This is a genomic window from Candidatus Bathyarchaeia archaeon (assembly GCA_038882715.1).
In the GTDB taxonomy this organism is placed as follows: Archaea; Thermoproteota; Bathyarchaeia; order Bathyarchaeales; family DTEX01; genus DTEX01.
In genome coordinates, this window is record JAVZNR010000009.1 from 22139 (window position 1) to 40385 (window position 18247).

The window sequence follows — 18247 nt, forward strand, 5'->3', positions numbered from 1 at the left end:
TATTTTTAAGAAAGAAGGAAAATAATTTGGGGGAAAGCGAATTGAAGTATAGGATTGAGGGAAGGAGAGACGCTTTAATAATAGTTGATGTTCAAGTTGACTTCTGCCCCGGTGGAACCTTGCCGGTTCCGGGGGGCGACAAGATAATCCCCATACTTAATGAATATATAAGGAAATTTTATATGGCTGGCGCCCTAATAGTTGCTACAAGAGATTGGCACCCACCAAACCATATCTCGTTTAGAGACTATGGTGGCATCTGGCCTCCGCACTGCGTTCAGGGAACTGAGGGAGCGAAGTTTCATCCGGGTTTAAGGCTTCCGGAGAACGTTATCATTGTGTCTAAGGCTACGGATCCGTCAAAGGAGGCTTATTCCGGCTTTGAGGGAACGGAGCTTGAGAAGGAATTAAGGAAGGCTGGTGTTAGAAGGGTTTTTATCGGGGGCCTCGCGACGGAATATTGCGTTAAAAACACGGTTTTAGATGCGTTGAAACATGGTTTTGAAACCTTCCTTCTAGAGGATGCTGTGAGGGGAATAGATGCGAAGCCCGGAGATGTTGAGAAAGCTATAAAGGAGATGCTTGAGAAGGGCGCTAAAAGGCTGACGTTAATGGACATAGAGTGAATACTTTATTTACCTTTGATTTGGCGATCTAATATTTTGGGGAGACAAATGCTCATAACCCACGCCTACAGCATTTTGCTCTCACTTCTAGTTTTAATAGCATTATGTTTGCATCTTTTCGGCTGCGATCACTGTCCTCATCTACCGATCCAGATTCATGAAGGAGGGACAACGCTCAAAATGAGAAGGGGAGTAAATATTGGGAATGCTCTTGAAGCCCCTAGAGAGGGTGAATGGGGGGTTTACATAAGAGATGAATACTTTAGCATAGTAAGAGAAGCTGGCTTCGACACTGTTAGAATACCTATAAGATGGTCTGCCCACGCCGAGGAGAAACCGCCATATAAAATCGACGAAGAATTTTTTAGGAGAGTTGATCATGTTATAGATAAGGCTTTAGAGCAGAATCTAACCGTAATAATCAACGTCCACCATTACGAGGAGATAATGCGTGACCCGCGGGGGCATTGGGAGCGCTTTTTAGCCATCTGGCGGCAGATATCTGAGCGCTATAGGGATTATCCTGACGCCCTTTGCTTTGAGCTGCTTAATGAGCCGCATGATGCTTTAACAAGCGATCTATGGAATGCGTTGCTTCTGGACGCCGTTAAAGCTATAAGGGAGACCAATTCTACGAGAAAAATAGTGATAGGGCCAGTTGACTGGAATAACGTTTACAGCCTTAAGAAACTAATCGTACCTGACGATGAAAACATAATAGTTACATTCCATTTGTACACTCCATTTGAGTTTACTCATCAGGGCGCCGAATGGGTTGCCCCGTCTCCGCCAGTTGGCAGAAAATGGCTGGGAACGGAGGAGGAGCGAAGGCAGATTACAAGCGAGCTGGATACAGCGGTTCAATGGGCTGGAGAGCATGGAAATATCCCGCTACTCCTTGGGGAATTTGGGGCTTACAGTAAAGCCGACATGAATTCTAGGGTTAGATGGACGCGTTTTGTAGCTAGGGAGGCTGAGAAGAGAGGTATTGCGTGGTGTTACTGGGAGTTCTGCGCGGGGTTTGGGGTTTACGATCCGGTGGAGAATAAGTGGCGTGAGGACTTATTGAACGCCCTAATTCCGAAAGAGGATACCTACTACGTCTTCGCTGAGACTGAGCATGGAAATATCACCGGGTCCGGATGGTATCATAAGGGCACATACGCCACAATAAAACTTGAGAAAACAGAATTCGATTCCTTAATTCCAATAGTATTTGATCATTTTGAGGGGTTAAACCCGGATAAAGACATAATACTGGATGAAAGAACTGTTAAAGTCTATGTTGACGGTCCAAGAGAGATAAAGGCTGTATGGAGAAGAAACTACAGAATGCTGGCGACGGCTGCTTCGGTAGCTGGAGCACTTGTGATAGGGGTATTGATTCTCTTCTACCTTAAGAAACTAAAAAGAAAATAGAAAAGGAGAGGGCCGGACAATGCTTTAACGCTAACGCCTAGCTATTCAGCGTCCTTTATTGGGATGGACTGACTATTTCAGCTTCCGCGAACCTTCGGCCAATTTTAGTTATCTTCACTCTTATATGGTCACCTGGCTTAGCGTTCGGTATAAATGTTACCAGCCCTTGTATTCTCGCTACACCGTCTCCTTTCCGGCTAACTTCTTTAACCTCAACGTCGTATTCTTTTCCCAGCTCAACTGGTTTGGGCGGAAGCCTCCTTTCTCTACTTCTATTGAAGCGTCTTCCCCTCCTATCATTTCTCCTTTCACTTTGCATTTTTTCACCTCACATACAGTTGACCTTTCCGCGTTTACAGGACAGTTATCTTCCCAAATTTACCAACGTTTAGTTGGCGTTCCCCTCTGAATGACCTAACGTAACCATTCTCAATCTTTATCGTGTCGTTCACGTTTATCCGCTCGATCTGCTCATTCCACAGAGACAGCTTTATTGTTCCGGTTTCGTCGCCTATAATAGCGTCAGCAACCCTGAAGACTTGTCCGCTAAACCTTGAGACAACTTCACGTGGCTCCGAGATCTCCAGAACCTTCGCTACGAGATCAACCTTCCGCATTCCATCCCTCAACTCCTTAATCTTCATCTACAAAGATCCCTCCTAACACGCGTTTTTCCGCGATCCCAGGAACAGAGCTACTTGAAGACGATGTCTCTAAGCTAGAATACAATGGAGAAAAGCGCTGGGAACCCTTTAAATCCTCTAAAAACGGAAACTCTGTTCTCACTAGCTTACATAGAATTTTCGGCGTATTCGTTTCGGTCGGCATCTACTTTTTCGTCCTGTATCGCGGAACTAACATCAAAGCAGAGACTCGAGAAGCAGCGCTCCCCGGCTACTGCTTTGATGCTAGCGGTTAAAATAGAGAATTGGCGCATCATATAAACTTTACTTTTCCATCTATTAGCGGACTTTAGAGGCCTTCTTTGAATCTCCTATATGTTGTGTAATCCACGTACTCGATGAAGCTGTTTTCAGCTTGATATTTAACGGTAAATTTCTGGCGGCTTCTCTTATCTTTAATCTGGCTGGTCGTCACGAAGAGATACGCGTCGCTTCCAGCGCCTGAGCCGTAGCTCACAATCATTATTCTTTTATGCGGCTCGGCCTGATCTAGTATGGCGGCTAAACCTATTGGCGAGGATCCAGAGTATGTGTTGCCAAATTTTGAGACCTGTAAGCCAAGCATGTATTGGTCGGGTTTAAAGCCCAGCGTTGCCGCAGCCCTAGCTGGGAAAGCGGGGTTGGGTTGATGGCAAACGAAGTAATCGATGTCGCTGGGCTTCAGATTCATTTTCTCCATGAGCTTCCTACCAGCCTTCACAATATGCTTAAAGTAGGCTGGCTCGCCGGTGAAGCGCCCGCCATGGCGCGGATAACGCTCCGTGTCCCTCCTCCAGAAGTCCGGCGTATCAGACGTGCATGAATACCATCCTTCAATCTCCGCTATAACGTCTTTCATGCCAAAGATGAACGCTGCTCCCCCGAAGCCGACGAAAAAGTCTAATTCGCCGCCGGGCTCATCCCTAGGCGCTGCCTGAGCGTTGTCGGCGCCTATAACCATCACGTAATTTATGGGATCCTTAGGGTAGTATACCAGCGCCATCGCATCCTTAAACATGCTTGTCGCAGCCTTACACGCGAACTCGGTGTCCACAGCGTCGACTCCTTGAACGCCTTCAGCTTTCTCCTCCTCACCGAGTTTAAGGACTTGTGCAACCTTTGATGCTATTGGGTTGACGGCGTATGGGTTTGATTCTGAGCCCACGTAGATTTTGCCTATAAGCCTGTGATCTACGCCAGAATGTATCAGGGCGAGTTTTCCAGCCTCAACCGCAGCTGTTATCGCGTCTTCGTCTATAAATGGGACTGAACGCTCCATGGCGCCCTCCTTAATTCTGAACTTTGATATGTATACTCCGTAGCCCACTATGCCCGGCACATCGTATTCCTTGCTCGGCTTAACTATCTCGTATGGTTGGTATGGGTAGTATTCGTCGGCGAACGTGAAAGCCAGAGATATCGTTGGTATAATATCGCTTTTGTCAACAGAATATCTACGCCTGAACCTTGGAACAACCTCCCTGCCCTCTAGCTCGTCTAGGTTCACTGGTTTACCGCCATCCATGATCATGTCGGTTAATCTTCCCGGAACCCTAACCTCCCCATTATGGAAGGATACTATTCCATAAATGTATGCTCCGAGCTTCACGAACCTGTTGGTTGGTTCCCTTATAACCGTGCATGTTTCAAGAATCCCTTTCTCATAAAAGAAATCTATGTCAATCATTTTTCCAAGACTTTTCCTACCACAGCTTCCACAATACTTCCTCGTCCTAAAATACTCTTTTCCGCAGAAGGGGCACCTGCTGCCCTTAAGCCTATCCCCAATATATGATACTCTTCTCTCTATGGGTTCACTGCCCACTCTTCTCCCTCCCTAAAATATGGATATAAACTTTTGTCCCGAAACCCTCAATCTCCTGGACGCATCCATAAATTAAGTCACCGTCCGGTTTTATCTGCCTCTTGCCGGCCTCACCCCTAAGCTGTTTTACAACCTCAAATATCTGTGCTCCACCAGTCGCGCCGAGCGGGTTTCCATCAGCCTTTAAACCCCCATCAGTATTCACGAAGATCTGCCTACCGTCTAGGTGGTAAAAGCCGCTCCAGCTTCCAAAGTTTTCGTAAAGCCTTATCCATGCGGTACCCTTATTAACGAAACCCAGGTCTTCAAGTGAAACCATCTCAAGAACCGTTGATTGATCGTAGACCTCCAGCAATTTTATGTCGTCTAGGGTTACATTAGCCATCTTTAAAGCTTTTTCCATAGCTATTTTGCTCGCAATGAAACCTGTTCTAAAAGACCTAGACGGATACGAGATGAAGTCTGTTGCTAAAGAGGAGGCAAGCACATACACCGCGTTATCAGCGTACTCCTTAGCTTTTCTTGGGCTCGCCAATATTACGGCGGTTGCGCCGTCAGAAACCGGCGCGAAATCATATAAGCCCAGCAGCTTACGCTCCTCCTCTCTAGCCGCAAAAACCCTCTTAACGTCTATTTCTCTGCGAAAGTGCGCATACTCGTTAAGTACGGCGTTACGATGGTTTTTCACGGAGATTTGGGCTAGAGTCTCCATGAGCTTCCGTTGATCGTCGCCCCGTATATTATATTCCTTGATATATTCTTTTAGAAGCAATTCGTGACTGCTTTCCGGTGTTCCACCAGCATAATAGCTCCAGTGATCTACAAGCAGCATTAGGTTGTCTCTAATTTTGCTCCACCTATCAGTCATCTTCTCCATTCCGCCGACGAGAACAATATCGTATCTGCCTGCTTCTATCGCGTTGCAGGCGTTTAGTAGCGCTGAACTAAAGGATCTCATCTTCTCTATGGGTATATTCATCTCTAATAGCTGAGACATGAAACCCTCTTCTAAACCTATCTTATTAGTGACCTGCAGCAGGTAATCTGAAATATAGCAGGCATCTAGATCCTTTCGCTCTATCCCGGCGGAATCCAGCGCCATTAAACCAGCTTCGTCTATCAGATCCTCGGGATCCAGCTCATAATGTTCACCAAATCTAGTTCTACCTACGCCAATTATTGCAATGGGTTCCCGCATACACCATCTTTCCTCTCTTCATCTTTTTAGGGTATCCTAAGTGGCCTTAAAAGACTTGCTATTTTCCGGGAATTAATGGCCACTTCTGGAAACAAGAAACAATTTTTTCATAGATTTCTTCGTCATTTTTCGGGCGCTTAGCTATTCCAGCTATTGCTTCCCCTCTAAATCTTATTCATCTTATTCAAATAGTGACTTTACGAAGCAAGTCTCTAATCATTAATCCGCTTTGCTTCAGTGTTCCATTTGCGTAGGCTAGTCCCCAATCAGCTTCAGAAGTATTGAATAATGAGAAATAGCACCATAGATATTTTTTACTATATATGAACATTATGAAGTCTCTTAGAATCCTTGTTTTCGTTTCTTCATTTATACAATAGCCATGATTAACTCCTTTAGTAGTGTGTAAGCCATATTCATCTATGAATACATAATATCCTTGATCCTCAAAATACCTTAAGTATTCTATGATTTTATGGGGATCGAAAGAGTAAGGAGTATTCCAGCTATATGGTTCTACGCCAAAACCATCCACGCCTAGATCATACGGAGCGCCAAATTTTGGATCGAACTCTAAAGCCATATAGACTTTATGTTTGGGATCGAGCTGTTTAATGAACATTATTATTCCTTGAAGCTTCATCCTATATTTCTCTGTTTTAAACCATGTTTGAGCATAACCGTAAATGTCTGAGTAGTCTATAGGATAATGCAGTATGTAGAATCTTAAAGCCTTCTTATCCTTAATCTTTGGTATTAAGATATTTAAGAAGTTTAGGAAGTCTCTTATAGCATCATTATTATTTGGAAATTCTTCTTGTCTCCATACTCTTAGCGGTAATAATATTTCTAAGCCTATTTCAGCACAATAGTCAAAGACTTTTTCAGTTAAGTTATTGTATTCTAATCCCTCTATGCACCATAACTTAATCCCTTTAAAGCCCAAAGACTTGGCCAAGTCGAGATCAGCTTTAACCTGCTTAAAGCTGGTTCTCTTCAAATTTTCCGATTCATCATCAAACCAATACGGAGTATAGGCTATATAAGGGGTGTGCATTTTCGGAGAAAAAGCTATCCTGAAGTCTTCAATACTAAACATAATTAAGACTAGGAGCAAAGCTACCAAGAGCGTGAATAATTTTTCATGCTTCATCAAGAATAAATTACGGGGATGCATTTTTAAGTGATCTTCTCTTTTGAAGATATATGTTTTAATTTTTGTCTCTTTTCCAAAAGGGATAAAACATTATTGAAGGACATAATCCTACCTTGGCAGCGCCTTTAAAGTGCTCCAAAATTTTTACATAAGCGAAGCGTTAATCTCTTTAATGGTGTTGTTAAAGGTGATGGTTAATGGAGCGCGTTGGCATTCTTGTGATCTCCTATGGTTCTAGGGAAGCTGCTATGGTTGATGCCTTTACGAGAAGCCTGGAATATAGGGTTGAACTTTATATTGCTGATAGGCAAAGGAATCCGTTTAACGTCCGTAGGGCTAAAGAGCACGCTGTAATCCCAGATCTTAACGTGGAAGCCATCTATAGGTTCGCTGAAAAGCACAGGGATAAAATAGATTTTGGCATAGTTGGCCCGGAGAAGCCTATAATCGAGGGTGTAAGGAATCTAGTTGAGGATAATCTCCGCATACCAATGATCTGCCCAACAAAAGAGTACGCTCTCGAGAGGAGCAAGGTTATGCAGAGACGGCTTTTCCAAGAGATTGTGCCGGAGGCAAACCCAAGATTCAAAGTCTTCGACCCAAAAGACTACAAAGACTTAAATGATGTTAAAAAAGACTTATTCGAGTGGTTGAATGAGCTCGACAATAAAGTTGCCGTTAAACCGGATGCCCCGGCCGCCGGTAAAGGCGTCGGCGTCTGGGGAGATCACTTTAACACGCGTGAAGAGATCTTAGAGCATTTTCTAGCGAACTTTAAGGTTGGGCCAGTCATAGTTGAGGAGAAGATTGAGGGAGAGGAATCAAGTTTTCAGGCTTTTTGCGACGGAAAGCATATTGTTCCGCTGCCGGAGACAAGGGATTATAAGAGGGCTTTTGAAGGCGATAAGGGACCTAACACCGGCGGAATGGGCACATATAAGGATAGGGGCAATATTCTACCGTTCATGAGTTATGAGGATTGGGAGGAGGAGAAAAGGATTGTTGAGAGAATATTTGAGAGGCTTAAGGGCGGAGACTCAAATCCTTGTCTCAGAGGGATGCCATTCTATGAGGCGTTCATACATACGGGTAAGGGGCCGATGATACTGGAGAACAATAGTAGGCCCGGAGACCCCGAAATAATACCGATCCTAGCGCTCTTAAAGGATGATTTCGTCGATGTATGCTATAGGATGATTGAGGGCACCCTTACACGCGTGAACATTGATGAGAAGGCTGCTGTTTTAATTTATAAGGTGCCCCCAAAGTATGGTGGATATATAGATGCTTTCCCGCATCTGGTTAGAAGGGATGAGATAGATACGCCGGTTATCCTAGATGAGGCTGAAAAACTCTCATCTAAATACGGCGACAATATTAGGGTTTATCCAGGCTCAATGGATATTCGGGAGGATGGAAAAACTTATGCGTTGTCCTCTAGAGCCGTGTGCACCCTCGGCATTGCCGACGACATTCAAAGCGCACGTGAAATAGCTATGGAGGGCATAAGAGCCATTAAGGGAGGAGCCTTATGGTACAGAGCTGACATAGCGTCTAGGGAGCATATTGAGCGGAGCATAACGCATATGGAGGCGCTGAGAAAAAGAACATGATGAAGATTTTCATAACTGACTGTGAGGGGCCCATATCTAAAAACGATAATGCCTTCGAACTCTCAAGCTGGCTTATTCCGGAAGGCGATAAGCTCTTCATCCAGCTAAGCAGATACGATGATGTTCTAGCCGACATAGTCAGGAGACCGGGCTATAAGGCTGGGGACACGCTTAGGCTTATAGTGCCGTTTCTTAAGGCTTACGGTGCAACAAACGCCCTTATGAAACGTTTCTCCTCGGAAACATTGCTTCTAATCCCCGGGGTCAGCGAAACGCTGCGCTACATTAGGTCAATTATGCCGACGTTTATAGTTAGCACGAGTTATGAGCCTTACATAAGCGCTTTATGTGATGCAATAGATTTCCCGATGGAAAATGTTTACTGCACAAAAATCGACATAGATAAGTATCATATGCCAGCCGAGGAGGTTGAGTGTATAAAGGCTCTTAGAAGAGAGATAATAGATATGCCTCTGATAGAGATTCCTAAAGGCGCAGAAACACTGGATGATTTGCCGCCTGAAACTCGAAGGGTGATAAAGCGTCTCGATGAAATCTTCTGGAAAGAGATTTTGGGAATGAAGATAGGAGCCGCTATGAGGGAAGTCAACCCGATTGGCGGATACGAGAAAGCTAAGGCGGTTAGGGAGATAGCAGCAATATTTGGCGGAGACCTGTCATCCGTAATTTACGTTGGAGATAGCATCACGGATGTTGAATCATTTAGGCTTGTGAGGAGAAGCGGAGGCTTAACAGTATCGTTTAATGGAAACCAGTATGCGGTAAGAGAGGCCGAGATCGCTGTCTTATCGCATCACGCAATCATATTAGCGGTGCTAGCTGAACAATTTAAAAAATTTGGGAAAGAGCACGTACTCAACCTATCTGAAAACTGGGACACAAGCGTTCTGGAAGATTACTGTAGTCTACCCCTCATCGAGAGAATAAAGAGCCTGCGTCCGGAAAAAACTCCATGGGTTGAGAGGATAACCCCAAGCAACATGGAGCGCTTAATTCAAGAGAGCACAGCGTTCAGAAAAACCGTTAGGGGAGAAGCAGTAGGGGCCTTGGGCTAAAATCATGACGCCTTTATGACATGTTATTTCGCTAAATAGATGGATGATAGAAAATCATAATAAAGGGTTTTTGAAAGCAATCTACTGGGTGAAATAACATGTCCTGCTGCGGAGGAAAGAGAAAGAAGAAGACTGAGGAGAAGAAGACTGAAGAGCCTAAGAAGTAGCGGCTTAATCGAATGGTTATTCCATCCTATTTTTTTGATTTATGAGCGGTGACTTGGATGAATGCATTTATTGAGGATACTTACGCTGAAGCCTTCGAAGGATTATATTTTAGGATCCTTGTCACTGCAAGCGATAAAAGAATCCTCATAAAAGCGGCTGAAGATGCAACCGCAACCCCCTCAACGGTTATCGGGCGGATTGAGGGGGGAATTGAACGCTGGGTTCCGAAAAATGAGACGCCTGATGGGCGTTTAGGTGTGATACTGCAGTTTTGGAGCGGAATAGATGAGAGAAAACCTGTTGAAGAGGCGGTTAGGAGATTTTATAGGGAACTCTCCTATAGAATCAGACAGGACATACTTGTTAAGCCCTTCACATCGGTTTTCGACGCGTGCCCAAACCCTATAGGTAAGGTTGATACGCTGGAGCTGATAGGGCATTGCGGCGACGGATACGAGTGGATTGAAAGGCGGTACGGGCGGGAAATGATAATTGTACCAATAATGGTTCCAGACTTCAAGATTGAACGTTTTCTTGGCTATGGCCGCGGGGTTATGGGCGGAAACTTTTGGTACATGTGTCGAACAAAGAGAGCCGTATTAGAGGCTGGGAGAAAAGCCTTGAGGGCTATAAGCCAAATCGAGAGCGTGGTCACACCCTTCGACATATGTGCAGCCGGCTCAAAACCTGAAACAAAGTTTCCGCAAATAGGCCCTACAACCAACCACCCCTATTGCCCATCACTGAAAAGCAGGCTTGGATCTGAGTCCAAGGTTCCAGAAGGCGTTCGCTACATACCGGAGATAGTGATAAATGGGTTAACTCTAGACTCCGTTCAAGAAGCCATGAGAGCGGGCATCAGGGCTGCCATGAGTGTTAAAGGCGTTGTAAGAATCTCAGCTGGGAATTATGACGGTAAGCTCGGCAAATACATTATATCCTTAAAGGAGATTATGCATGACTTTTGAGGTAGTTTGTTTCGGCGCGCTGAACGTCGACAAGCTCTATAGGGTTGATAGGTTAGCGGGCGCAGACGAGGAGAGCGTGATAACGGATTTTAGCGAAAGCCCCGGCGGCTCAGCCGCCAACACCGCTGTGGGGTTGGCGCGGCTTGGCGTTAAGGTTGGCTATATTGGCAAGGTTGCTAAAGATAGGGAAGGCGAACTACTCTTAAAGGCTTTCTTGAGCGAGGGCGTTGATACGGATGGAATAGTCGTTTCCGAGGCGGGTAGAAGCGGGTCGGTTATAGGCTTCGTGGATCAGAAGGGAAACAGAGCATTATACTTAGACCCCGGCGTCAACAACACGCTAAGATACGAGGAAATAAACTTGGACTACGTTAAAGGCGCAAAAATTCTACATTTGACCTCCTTTGCGGGAGAACCGCCCTTCGAAGCCCAGAGAAAGCTGATTGAAAGCATTCCTAACATTAAAGTCACCTTTGACCCCGGAGTTATCTATGCCCGGAAAGGCTTAGGTGCCCTTAAACCCATAATAGAGAAAACATACGCTTTCCTGCCAAGTGAGAGTGAAATGCGCCTTTTAACTGGGAGAGATTATCGTGAGGGCGCCCGAATCCTGCTCAATGAGGGCGTGCAGATCGTTGCGGTTAAGCTTGGGGAGAGAGGCTGCTACGTTACGGACGGCTACGAAGAACATTTAATAGACCCATTTAAGGTTAAAGTTGTTGATACGACTGGTGCCGGCGACGCTTTCTGCGCAGGCTTCATATATGGGTTACTCAGAGGGAAGAGCCTAAGAGAATGCGGTGTTCTCGGAAACTTTGTTGCTTCAAGATGCTTAACGAGGATGGGGGCGAGGGATGGGCTCCCAAGACTGGAGAGTTTACCGCTGGAGCTCCGTTAGGCTTCGAGTTATAGATTAACAGGTATTTAGGTTTTATTAGCAACTTTTAAATTCCGCTTCTTCCAATATTAGAGAAGTGTGTGAGTGCGCCTAATGAGTGCCATGAATTTTCGCAATAGACTTTTCTCCCTTCTCGCCGAGGAGTTTGGGAACTATATTCCACAGTTTAAGCCGTATACGCTTGACTATCAAATGGTTGTCTACGCCTCAAGGGATCTAGAGACGTGGCTGAAGGTGAAACTGGAAGTTGAGGACGCTCGGACGGTTTATAGGAGAATCGAAGAATACTTTAAGAGAGAACCAGCAGATTTAAGGACTTCAATAAACTTCTGGGCTGGTATGTGGCTTAAGAAGTGGCAAGAGCGAGTCAGAGTCCTGTCAACAAAATTTGAGATGCCGAAAGACTACATAGAGAATATTAGGATTGCCAAGAAAGCGTATCAGCACATGGACTATAAAACGGATCTGAAGGATATGGCTGTTAGAAAACTCATAAAGCACGGCGAAATATGCATGGTTGAGTTCATAGCTGAAAACCTAATAGTTGAAGAGATAGCTAAACGCATTCGAAAGCCTAGTAAAGATGCAAACATTATAGCAATAGACCCCTTAAGAATCTATAACGCTATAAGCGCCAGAATATCCCGCCTACCAAGGGAGAAAGGCCCATTAGTGTACTTGAATATGAGGCCGAACGTTTTCCAATAAGAAGATGGCCTATAAGAAAGGGTAGGGGCCAAGAAAAATAATTAATGCTATGCTTCAATAATTTATCTTAAGGGGTTGCGTTCCCGAGTGATTGAGGTTTAAGTAGAGTGGGAAGATGATTCAGGATGACTATTGAGCGCCTATCGACGGGTATACGTGAATTAGACGCTATGCTTGAGGGCGGTATACCTAAGGGCTTCACCGTAGCGATAACAGGTGAACCGGGCACCGGAAAGACCATTCTCTGCATACATTTCATCGCTCAGGGAATATCTGAGGGAGACAAGTGTATTTATGTGACCACCGAGGAAAGCCGCGAATCCATAATCACGCAGGCGGCACAGTTCGGCTTCGATTTCTCTAAAGGTATATCTGAGAAGAGAATGGTGATTATTGATGCGCTAATGGGAGCTAAAGATGAATGGTCTCTCCAAAGCCTAGACATCGAGGAGCTTGTGAATAAGGTCATTGAGGCCAAAAAGTTTTTGGGTTACGGTAGAGCTCGCCTAGTTATCGATTCGCTCTCGGCTTTCTGGCTCGATAAGCCAGCTATGGCTAGAAGATACTCCTATTTCGTGAAGAAGGTTTTGTTCAAGTGGGACTTCACAGTCATGGCGACCTCACAGTACGCTATAACGACCTCTGAGGCCTTCGGCTGGGGCATAGAACACATAGCTGACGGCATAATAAGGTTCCGTAGAGCTGTTAGAAATGGCGTTTTGAAGCGCTATATTCTCATCGAGAAGATGAGACAGACAAACCACAGCCTACAAATGTATGAGGTCGCGATACTGCCGGGGAAGGGGCTGACAATAGTTAAGCCAGTTGAGATGCGGAAAGAAGACATATCTTTACCTAGACACGTTATGGAGCGCATCCAAAGGGCATCCGAAAGAAGGGAAGCCGAGATACCTTGAAGACCCTAAACGAGTATTATTCACGCCCAGACGTACAAAGAGAAATCCTAGACTTCTGTAAGGGGAGATGGGTCGCCCTACACCAACTAGATTCAAGCGGTAACCTAGCTTTTAAGCGGTACACTAGTGAGGGAAAACCCATTAAAATAGAGGGGTTAAGGGATCTGGACAGGATAAATAACGGTGCTTTAAGGTCTATTTACGCTACGGCTAACGTTTATAGAAACCTACAGCGCGTAGAAGACCTATATGATCAGTCAAACATCGCTTACTGTACGCCGACATGGGATGTTGACAGCGAACTATCAAACTGGAAGGAAACAATACGGGTTGCTAAGGAGATAGCGCGTTTTCTAAGCGAGTGGGGGATTAAAAGGTCGGTTTACATTAAGTGGTCTGGGAACGGATGCCACATCCATATAAATGAGAGAAGCATATCAGGTAGCCTACTTGAGAAGTATAATCCCCTAGATCTAGCGTACGCCATTGTTGAATACGTGAACTCCAGACTATCATCAGTTTTCGCAGAGCCACTATGCAGCGGTAAAGTAACCGTAGAGAATAAAATCGACCTCACAAGAGTCTTCACCTGCCCGCTGAGCCTACACCGAGAACTAGACGCTGTATGCGTATCTTTGAAGACCGAAGACCTCGAAAAGTTCACTCCAGAATGGGTTAACCCACAAACGTTTAAACATGACCCCAATTGGCGCGAGTTTAAGGATGGGGAAACCGATGAGCTCGCTGAAAAAGCCTATAAAACAATAGGAGGATACCTGTTTAAGCCTAGAAAAAAGAGGCGGAAAACGAAACCCTTAGATAAACAGATATTAGAGTGGCTGCAAAAAGAGTAAGTTTCCCTCATCCTACTAAAGGCTCCGCATTTAAGTGAAGAAAAGTCAGGGTTTTAGAGAAAACACGAAGGCTTTAAGCCAAGATCTTAAAATGTAATCGGCGTTATTTTACGCGCTCTTTCTCCCAAAATCTTGTCTGCGATTAGCTGCGCCACCTTAGCCCCGCTAAGCAGCATCCCTCCAAATATTGGCCCCATCCGCGGCGTTCGGTCTATTGACGCAACAGCCATGCCAGCAGCGAAAAGCCCTGGGCAGACCTCTCTAGTGCCCTCAACAATTAGCTTTTCGGCTTGAGGAGCCCACATGGATTTCTCGCCCACAACGGAAATGTTTAGCTCCGGAATCTTTCTGGAAGCGACCGAGAGAATCTCTGCGTCATGCCCAGTGCAGTCCACGATGGCTTTCGCCTTGATCCCGAGGGGGTCTACGTGGAGCCCAGCCATGACGACAGACGCCCATTGGATGACTACACCAGTTATCCTAGGCGGATCGCTCCTGTATATTACATCGTCAACGGTTACGCCTAAAATTATCTTTGCTCCCGAATCTATGGCCTTAGATGCCAGTTTAGCTATCATTTCAGCAACGTCAACAATAAAAACGCCGCTTTCCAGCTCTTCCATCCCACAATCAATCTCTCTTAGAATCGCGTCTGCCGGCGTCTCCACAATGATTTTGTGAAACTGCATCCCTCCGCCGCCCATGCCCCCGCCGAAGGAAAGCCTCCTCTCGAATAAAACTGTTTTTAGCCCCGCCTTAGCCGTGTACATTGCGGCTGTAAGCCCGGAGGGGCCGGCGCCAACGATTACAACATCTGTCTCAGCGATGTTCAGCCAATCTTCCATGGTTTTCCTGATTATCATTCTGGTTACGGTTTCCTCTTCAACGCTCTTAATCCCGCATATCATATACATCACCGCCGTTCGTTTCAAGTGAAGATGCTTAGCCTACTATTTATGCTCTAAGCTCTTCCTCTGTATGGATAAACATAGCTCACATAATTTTAACGCTACCCTACTTGAATCAATTTTTCCGGAAACTATTTCTCCCGCCACTTCGCTCGCAGCCGACTCTATTAGGGGTAGAAAATCCTTAAATTCCTCTAGGTCTTTGACCCCACGCTTTGAACGTAAGTATTGGCTTATGGCCGCTTGCGTTATCCCAAGCTTCTTCGCGGCCTCGATCTGCGTGAAACCATGTTTTTCAATAAGCTCCTTAGCTATGTAAGCCCTAAACACTGGAGTGAGGCGGCGCCCAATGGACTCGCATGGCAGATACATGGTTCCACTCAAGATCAATATAACGAGCTTATAAATTAAATTTTCGTTTCAAAGAATATAAAGGAGAGCTGCTCAGATTTTTTAAGGGATAGCACATGGGAAGCGTGAAGGATCTAGAGGTAATCAAGAAGCCGACCGCTGAAACCATGGGCATAGGTAGATTCCACTTCTCAGACCGTTACTCGGTTTTTGATTGGGGCGAAATGCCTGATCATATAGAGGGGAAGGGCGCATCCCTATGCCTTATGGGAGCCTACTGCTTTGAAAGACTTGAGGAGAAAAACATAAGAACCCATTATCGTGGGCTCGTGAACAGCGAGGGGCAGGTTGTCCATTTCGATGAATTGGAAGAGCCAACAAACATTATGGAGATTAACTTGGTGAACGTGTATAGGCCTAGAGCTTACGTGGAGAACGGCAAACTCAAATACGATTACAGTATCTACACGCCTCGACTGAGAAACTACCTACTACCTCTAGAAATAATTTATAGGAACGGTTTACCTGAAGGCTCATCCGTCTTTAAAAGGCTTGAACAAGGTCTCATAACCCTGAAAGATTTAGGGTTGGATCACATGCCCAAGCCCGGTGAACGCCTCTCTAAGCCCATCTTCGACGTTAGCACGAAGCTTGAGGAAGGCGACAGATACGTTAGCTGGGAGGAAGCCCGAAGAATCGCGGGGCTAACCGAACAGGATGTTGAGGAGATTAAAAACGTTCTTTTAAAGGTTGATGAGACTATAACCGATGTGGCTGAGAGAGCTGGCTTAGTGAATGAGGATGGGAAAATAGAGCTGGCGTTCGATCCTGAGAGGCGGCTAATGGTTGTCGACGTTGTTGGAACACTAGACGAATGCAGGTTCACGTATAAGGGGATCCACGTCAGCAAAGAGGTTGCCCGAATATATTACAGGCGGACTGAATGGGCAAAAGAGGTTGAGGAAGCTAAGAGGGAGGCGAGGGAGCGGGGCGTAGAAAACTGGAAAACTCTAGTGAAAACAGTGCCGCCAAAGCTGGAGCCCAGACTTAAGGCTCTGATAAGCCAAATGTATATGGCTACGGCAAACGAGATTACTGGAAGAAAATTCTTTGACGTGGGAAAACTCACTGATATACTCGAAGAGCTACGGGAAATTCTCTTAAACCTCAAGCCATAAATAAAAACTTATTTACATTAATTTTCTTTTTCAGGACATGTTTGCAAGAACAGCTTTCCTCATCTTAAGGCTTAAGTTTTCCATAAGCATTGTATTTTTTGAGGGTTAGGAATGTTTAAGGGGCCTAAAATCGCTTTTATAGGTGCTGGCAGCGCCAGATGGACCAGTAGGATTCTTGTTGACATATTTTTAAACGAGGGTTTACGTGGCTCCGAGATATGGCTTATGGACATCGACGACTATAGGCTCGGCATAATATCAACCTTGGCTAAGAGATATGTTGAGGAGTTAAATATATCGGTGAAAGTTTACGCGACGAAAGACAGAATAGAGGCGGTGAAGGACGCTGACTTCATTATATCTACGGCTCTGCCTAAAGGATACTTATACTACGAGAAGATGAGGGATTTGTCTGAGGAGCACGGGTATTATAGGGGAATCAACAGCGTCGAATGGAATTACGTCGGAGACTACCATACGATATGGGGCTACTACTTATTTAAGCTTCATTTAGATATAGCTAGAGACCTTGAGGAGCACGCTCCAAACGCATGGTTCCTTATTGTCTCAAACCCCGTTCTTGAACTCACAACTCTCGTTGGCAGAGAAACAAAAGTTAAAGTCGCCGGAATATGCCACGGCTTCCTAGGCTATAGGGCGGCCATAGACGTTTTAGCCATGCGTCTAGCCAAGGAGAAGCTGGGTAAAAACGTGACCCCATACTATGCGGCTCATATGCCTGAAGGCTGCGAGGAGGCGATGAAGCTCGTAGATATGAGAGAAGTTGAAGTCGATATGATGGGATTAAATCACGTCCTATGGTTGACCAATTTTAGATATAAGGGTGAAGACGGATACAAGTACTTAGATGACTGGATTAAAGAGAACTCTGAAGAGTATTGGGCTGTTTGGAGAGAACATACGACAAGCCCATGGGATCTGGATCTATGCCCAGCAGCCATAGACATGTATAGAATTTACGGTTACCTCCCAATAGGGGACAGCGCCCGCGGAGGAACATGGAAATACCATTGGGACCTAAAGACTAAGCAGTACTGGTATGGACCTTACGGCGGCCCTGACTCAGAGATAGGCTGCGCCATAAGAATACTGCAGGTTAGGAGAAATCTGGAGGAGATGAGCAGGATAGCCTTCGACTCCTCGAAACCTGTATCGCAGGCGATACCGCCCAAGCCCAGCGGTGAAGTCATAGCCACGCTAATTGACTCAATCCATAATAATAGGAAAACCGATAGCTATGAGATGCTGTTCTTTGGAAACAAGGTTATGGCCCCCATATACGTAAACTTGCTGAACAAGGGAGCTATACCTAATCTTCCAGAGAACATAGCCGTCGAAACCCAGGTAGTTGTGGATGGAAAGGGCATTCACCCGATACCTAAAGGCGCAATCCCGGATAAACTCTACAAGTACGTTATGCTGCATAGGATAATGAGGGCTGAATGGGCTATAGAAGCCAATTTAAAGGGCAGTAGAGAAACGCTCATCCACTGGCTCATAACGGACGTAAGAACCAAAAACATGAAGCAGATAAATGACGCTATAGACGCTATACTGAATCTTCCGGAGAATACTGAAATGGCAAAACATTTCAGCTGACAAGTAGCCAAATTTACATTAGCTACCAAAATTTTTAAGCCAAAATTCGAAAATTTTAAAAAGAAACATTATATTTTTTCTTTCGCTCATGGCGGAAGCGGC

General features: G+C 45.3%; 18 protein-coding genes. 11 read left to right on the forward strand and 7 right to left on the reverse strand.

Annotated features, from left to right (window positions below):
• Window positions 1–26 precede the first annotated feature (26 nt).
• Together QXR61_06595 and QXR61_06600 are read left to right on the forward strand one after the other, a co-directional pair.
• Window positions 27–626 (forward strand): nicotinamidase, encoded by a 600-nt coding sequence (locus QXR61_06595; protein MEM3757611.1) that lies wholly within the window; start codon window positions 27–29, stop codon window positions 624–626.
• Window positions 627–674: 48 nt separating this feature from the next.
• Window positions 675–2045 (forward strand): glycoside hydrolase family 5 protein, encoded by a 1371-nt coding sequence (locus tag QXR61_06600; GenBank protein ID MEM3757612.1) that lies wholly within the window; start codon window positions 675–677, stop codon window positions 2043–2045.
• Between the two features lie 55 nt (window positions 2046–2100).
• On the opposite strand, the gene QXR61_06605 is transcribed toward QXR61_06600, so the two are convergent.
• From QXR61_06605 to QXR61_06625, 5 genes are all read right to left on the reverse strand, one after another.
• Window positions 2101–2364, reverse strand: a complete 264-nt coding sequence (locus tag QXR61_06605) for a TRAM domain-containing protein (protein MEM3757613.1) — start codon at window positions 2362–2364, stop codon at window positions 2101–2103.
• A gap of 34 nt (window positions 2365–2398) precedes the next feature.
• On the reverse strand, window positions 2399–2689 hold the full coding sequence (locus QXR61_06610; GenBank protein MEM3757614.1) for an OB-fold nucleic acid binding domain-containing protein: 291 nt from the start codon (window positions 2687–2689) through the stop codon (window positions 2399–2401).
• Between the two features lie 328 nt (window positions 2690–3017).
• Complete coding sequence (locus tag QXR61_06615; GenBank protein MEM3757615.1) at window positions 3018–4532, reverse strand: hydroxymethylglutaryl-CoA synthase; 1515 nt, start codon at window positions 4530–4532, stop codon at window positions 3018–3020.
• A complete protein-coding gene (locus QXR61_06620) occupies window positions 4522–5730 on the reverse strand; it encodes a hypothetical protein (protein ID MEM3757616.1) in 1209 nt (402 codons plus the stop codon). The genes QXR61_06615 and QXR61_06620 overlap by 11 nt, the downstream gene beginning before the upstream one ends.
• Window positions 5731–5914: 184 nt before the next feature.
• A complete protein-coding gene (locus QXR61_06625; protein MEM3757617.1) occupies window positions 5915–6907 on the reverse strand; it encodes a hypothetical protein in 993 nt (330 codons plus the stop codon).
• A gap of 176 nt (window positions 6908–7083) precedes the next feature.
• On the opposite strand from QXR61_06625, the gene QXR61_06630 reads away from it, so the two are divergent.
• From QXR61_06630 to QXR61_06660, 7 genes are all read left to right on the forward strand, one after another.
• Window positions 7084–8499: a hypothetical protein gene (locus QXR61_06630; GenBank protein ID MEM3757618.1), complete on the forward strand. Its 1416-nt coding sequence runs from the start codon at window positions 7084–7086 to the stop codon at window positions 8497–8499.
• Window positions 8496–9575 (forward strand): hypothetical protein, encoded by a 1080-nt coding sequence (locus QXR61_06635; GenBank protein MEM3757619.1) that lies wholly within the window; start codon window positions 8496–8498, stop codon window positions 9573–9575. Before QXR61_06630 ends, QXR61_06635 begins: the two co-directional genes overlap by 4 nt.
• A 224-nt stretch (window positions 9576–9799) precedes the next feature.
• On the forward strand, window positions 9800–10711 hold the full coding sequence (locus tag QXR61_06640; protein ID MEM3757620.1) for a formylmethanofuran--tetrahydromethanopterin N-formyltransferase: 912 nt from the start codon (window positions 9800–9802) through the stop codon (window positions 10709–10711).
• Complete coding sequence (locus QXR61_06645) at window positions 10701–11609, forward strand: carbohydrate kinase family protein (protein ID MEM3757621.1); 909 nt, start codon at window positions 10701–10703, stop codon at window positions 11607–11609. Before QXR61_06640 ends, QXR61_06645 begins: the two co-directional genes overlap by 11 nt.
• A 93-nt stretch (window positions 11610–11702) precedes the next feature.
• Window positions 11703–12317, forward strand: a complete 615-nt coding sequence (locus QXR61_06650) for a hypothetical protein (GenBank protein MEM3757622.1) — start codon at window positions 11703–11705, stop codon at window positions 12315–12317.
• A gap of 125 nt (window positions 12318–12442) precedes the next feature.
• Window positions 12443–13234, forward strand: coding sequence for a KaiC domain-containing protein (locus QXR61_06655; protein MEM3757623.1), 792 nt, complete (start codon window positions 12443–12445; stop codon window positions 13232–13234).
• Window positions 13231–14088, forward strand: coding sequence for a hypothetical protein (locus tag QXR61_06660; protein MEM3757624.1), 858 nt, complete (start codon window positions 13231–13233; stop codon window positions 14086–14088). The genes QXR61_06655 and QXR61_06660 overlap by 4 nt, the downstream gene beginning before the upstream one ends.
• A gap of 86 nt (window positions 14089–14174) precedes the next feature.
• Here the strand turns inward: QXR61_06660 and QXR61_06665 are convergent, their stop codons facing one another.
• Both QXR61_06665 and QXR61_06670 read right to left on the reverse strand, forming a co-directional pair.
• Window positions 14175–14996 carry a sulfide-dependent adenosine diphosphate thiazole synthase gene (locus tag QXR61_06665; GenBank protein MEM3757625.1) on the reverse strand — a complete coding sequence of 274 codons (822 nt, stop codon included), beginning with the start codon at window positions 14994–14996 and terminating at the stop codon, window positions 14175–14177.
• A gap of 42 nt (window positions 14997–15038) precedes the next feature.
• Window positions 15039–15380, reverse strand: a complete 342-nt coding sequence (locus tag QXR61_06670; protein MEM3757626.1) for a helix-turn-helix domain-containing protein — start codon at window positions 15378–15380, stop codon at window positions 15039–15041.
• A gap of 83 nt (window positions 15381–15463) precedes the next feature.
• Between QXR61_06670 and purC the strand changes: the two genes are divergently transcribed.
• Window positions 15464–16525, forward strand: coding sequence for a phosphoribosylaminoimidazolesuccinocarboxamide synthase (gene purC / locus QXR61_06675; protein MEM3757627.1), 1062 nt, complete (start codon window positions 15464–15466; stop codon window positions 16523–16525).
• Window positions 16526–16636: 111 nt separating this feature from the next.
• Window positions 16637–18145, forward strand: coding sequence for an alpha-glucosidase/alpha-galactosidase (locus tag QXR61_06680; GenBank protein ID MEM3757628.1), 1509 nt, complete (start codon window positions 16637–16639; stop codon window positions 18143–18145).
• Window positions 18146–18247 lie beyond the last annotated feature (102 nt).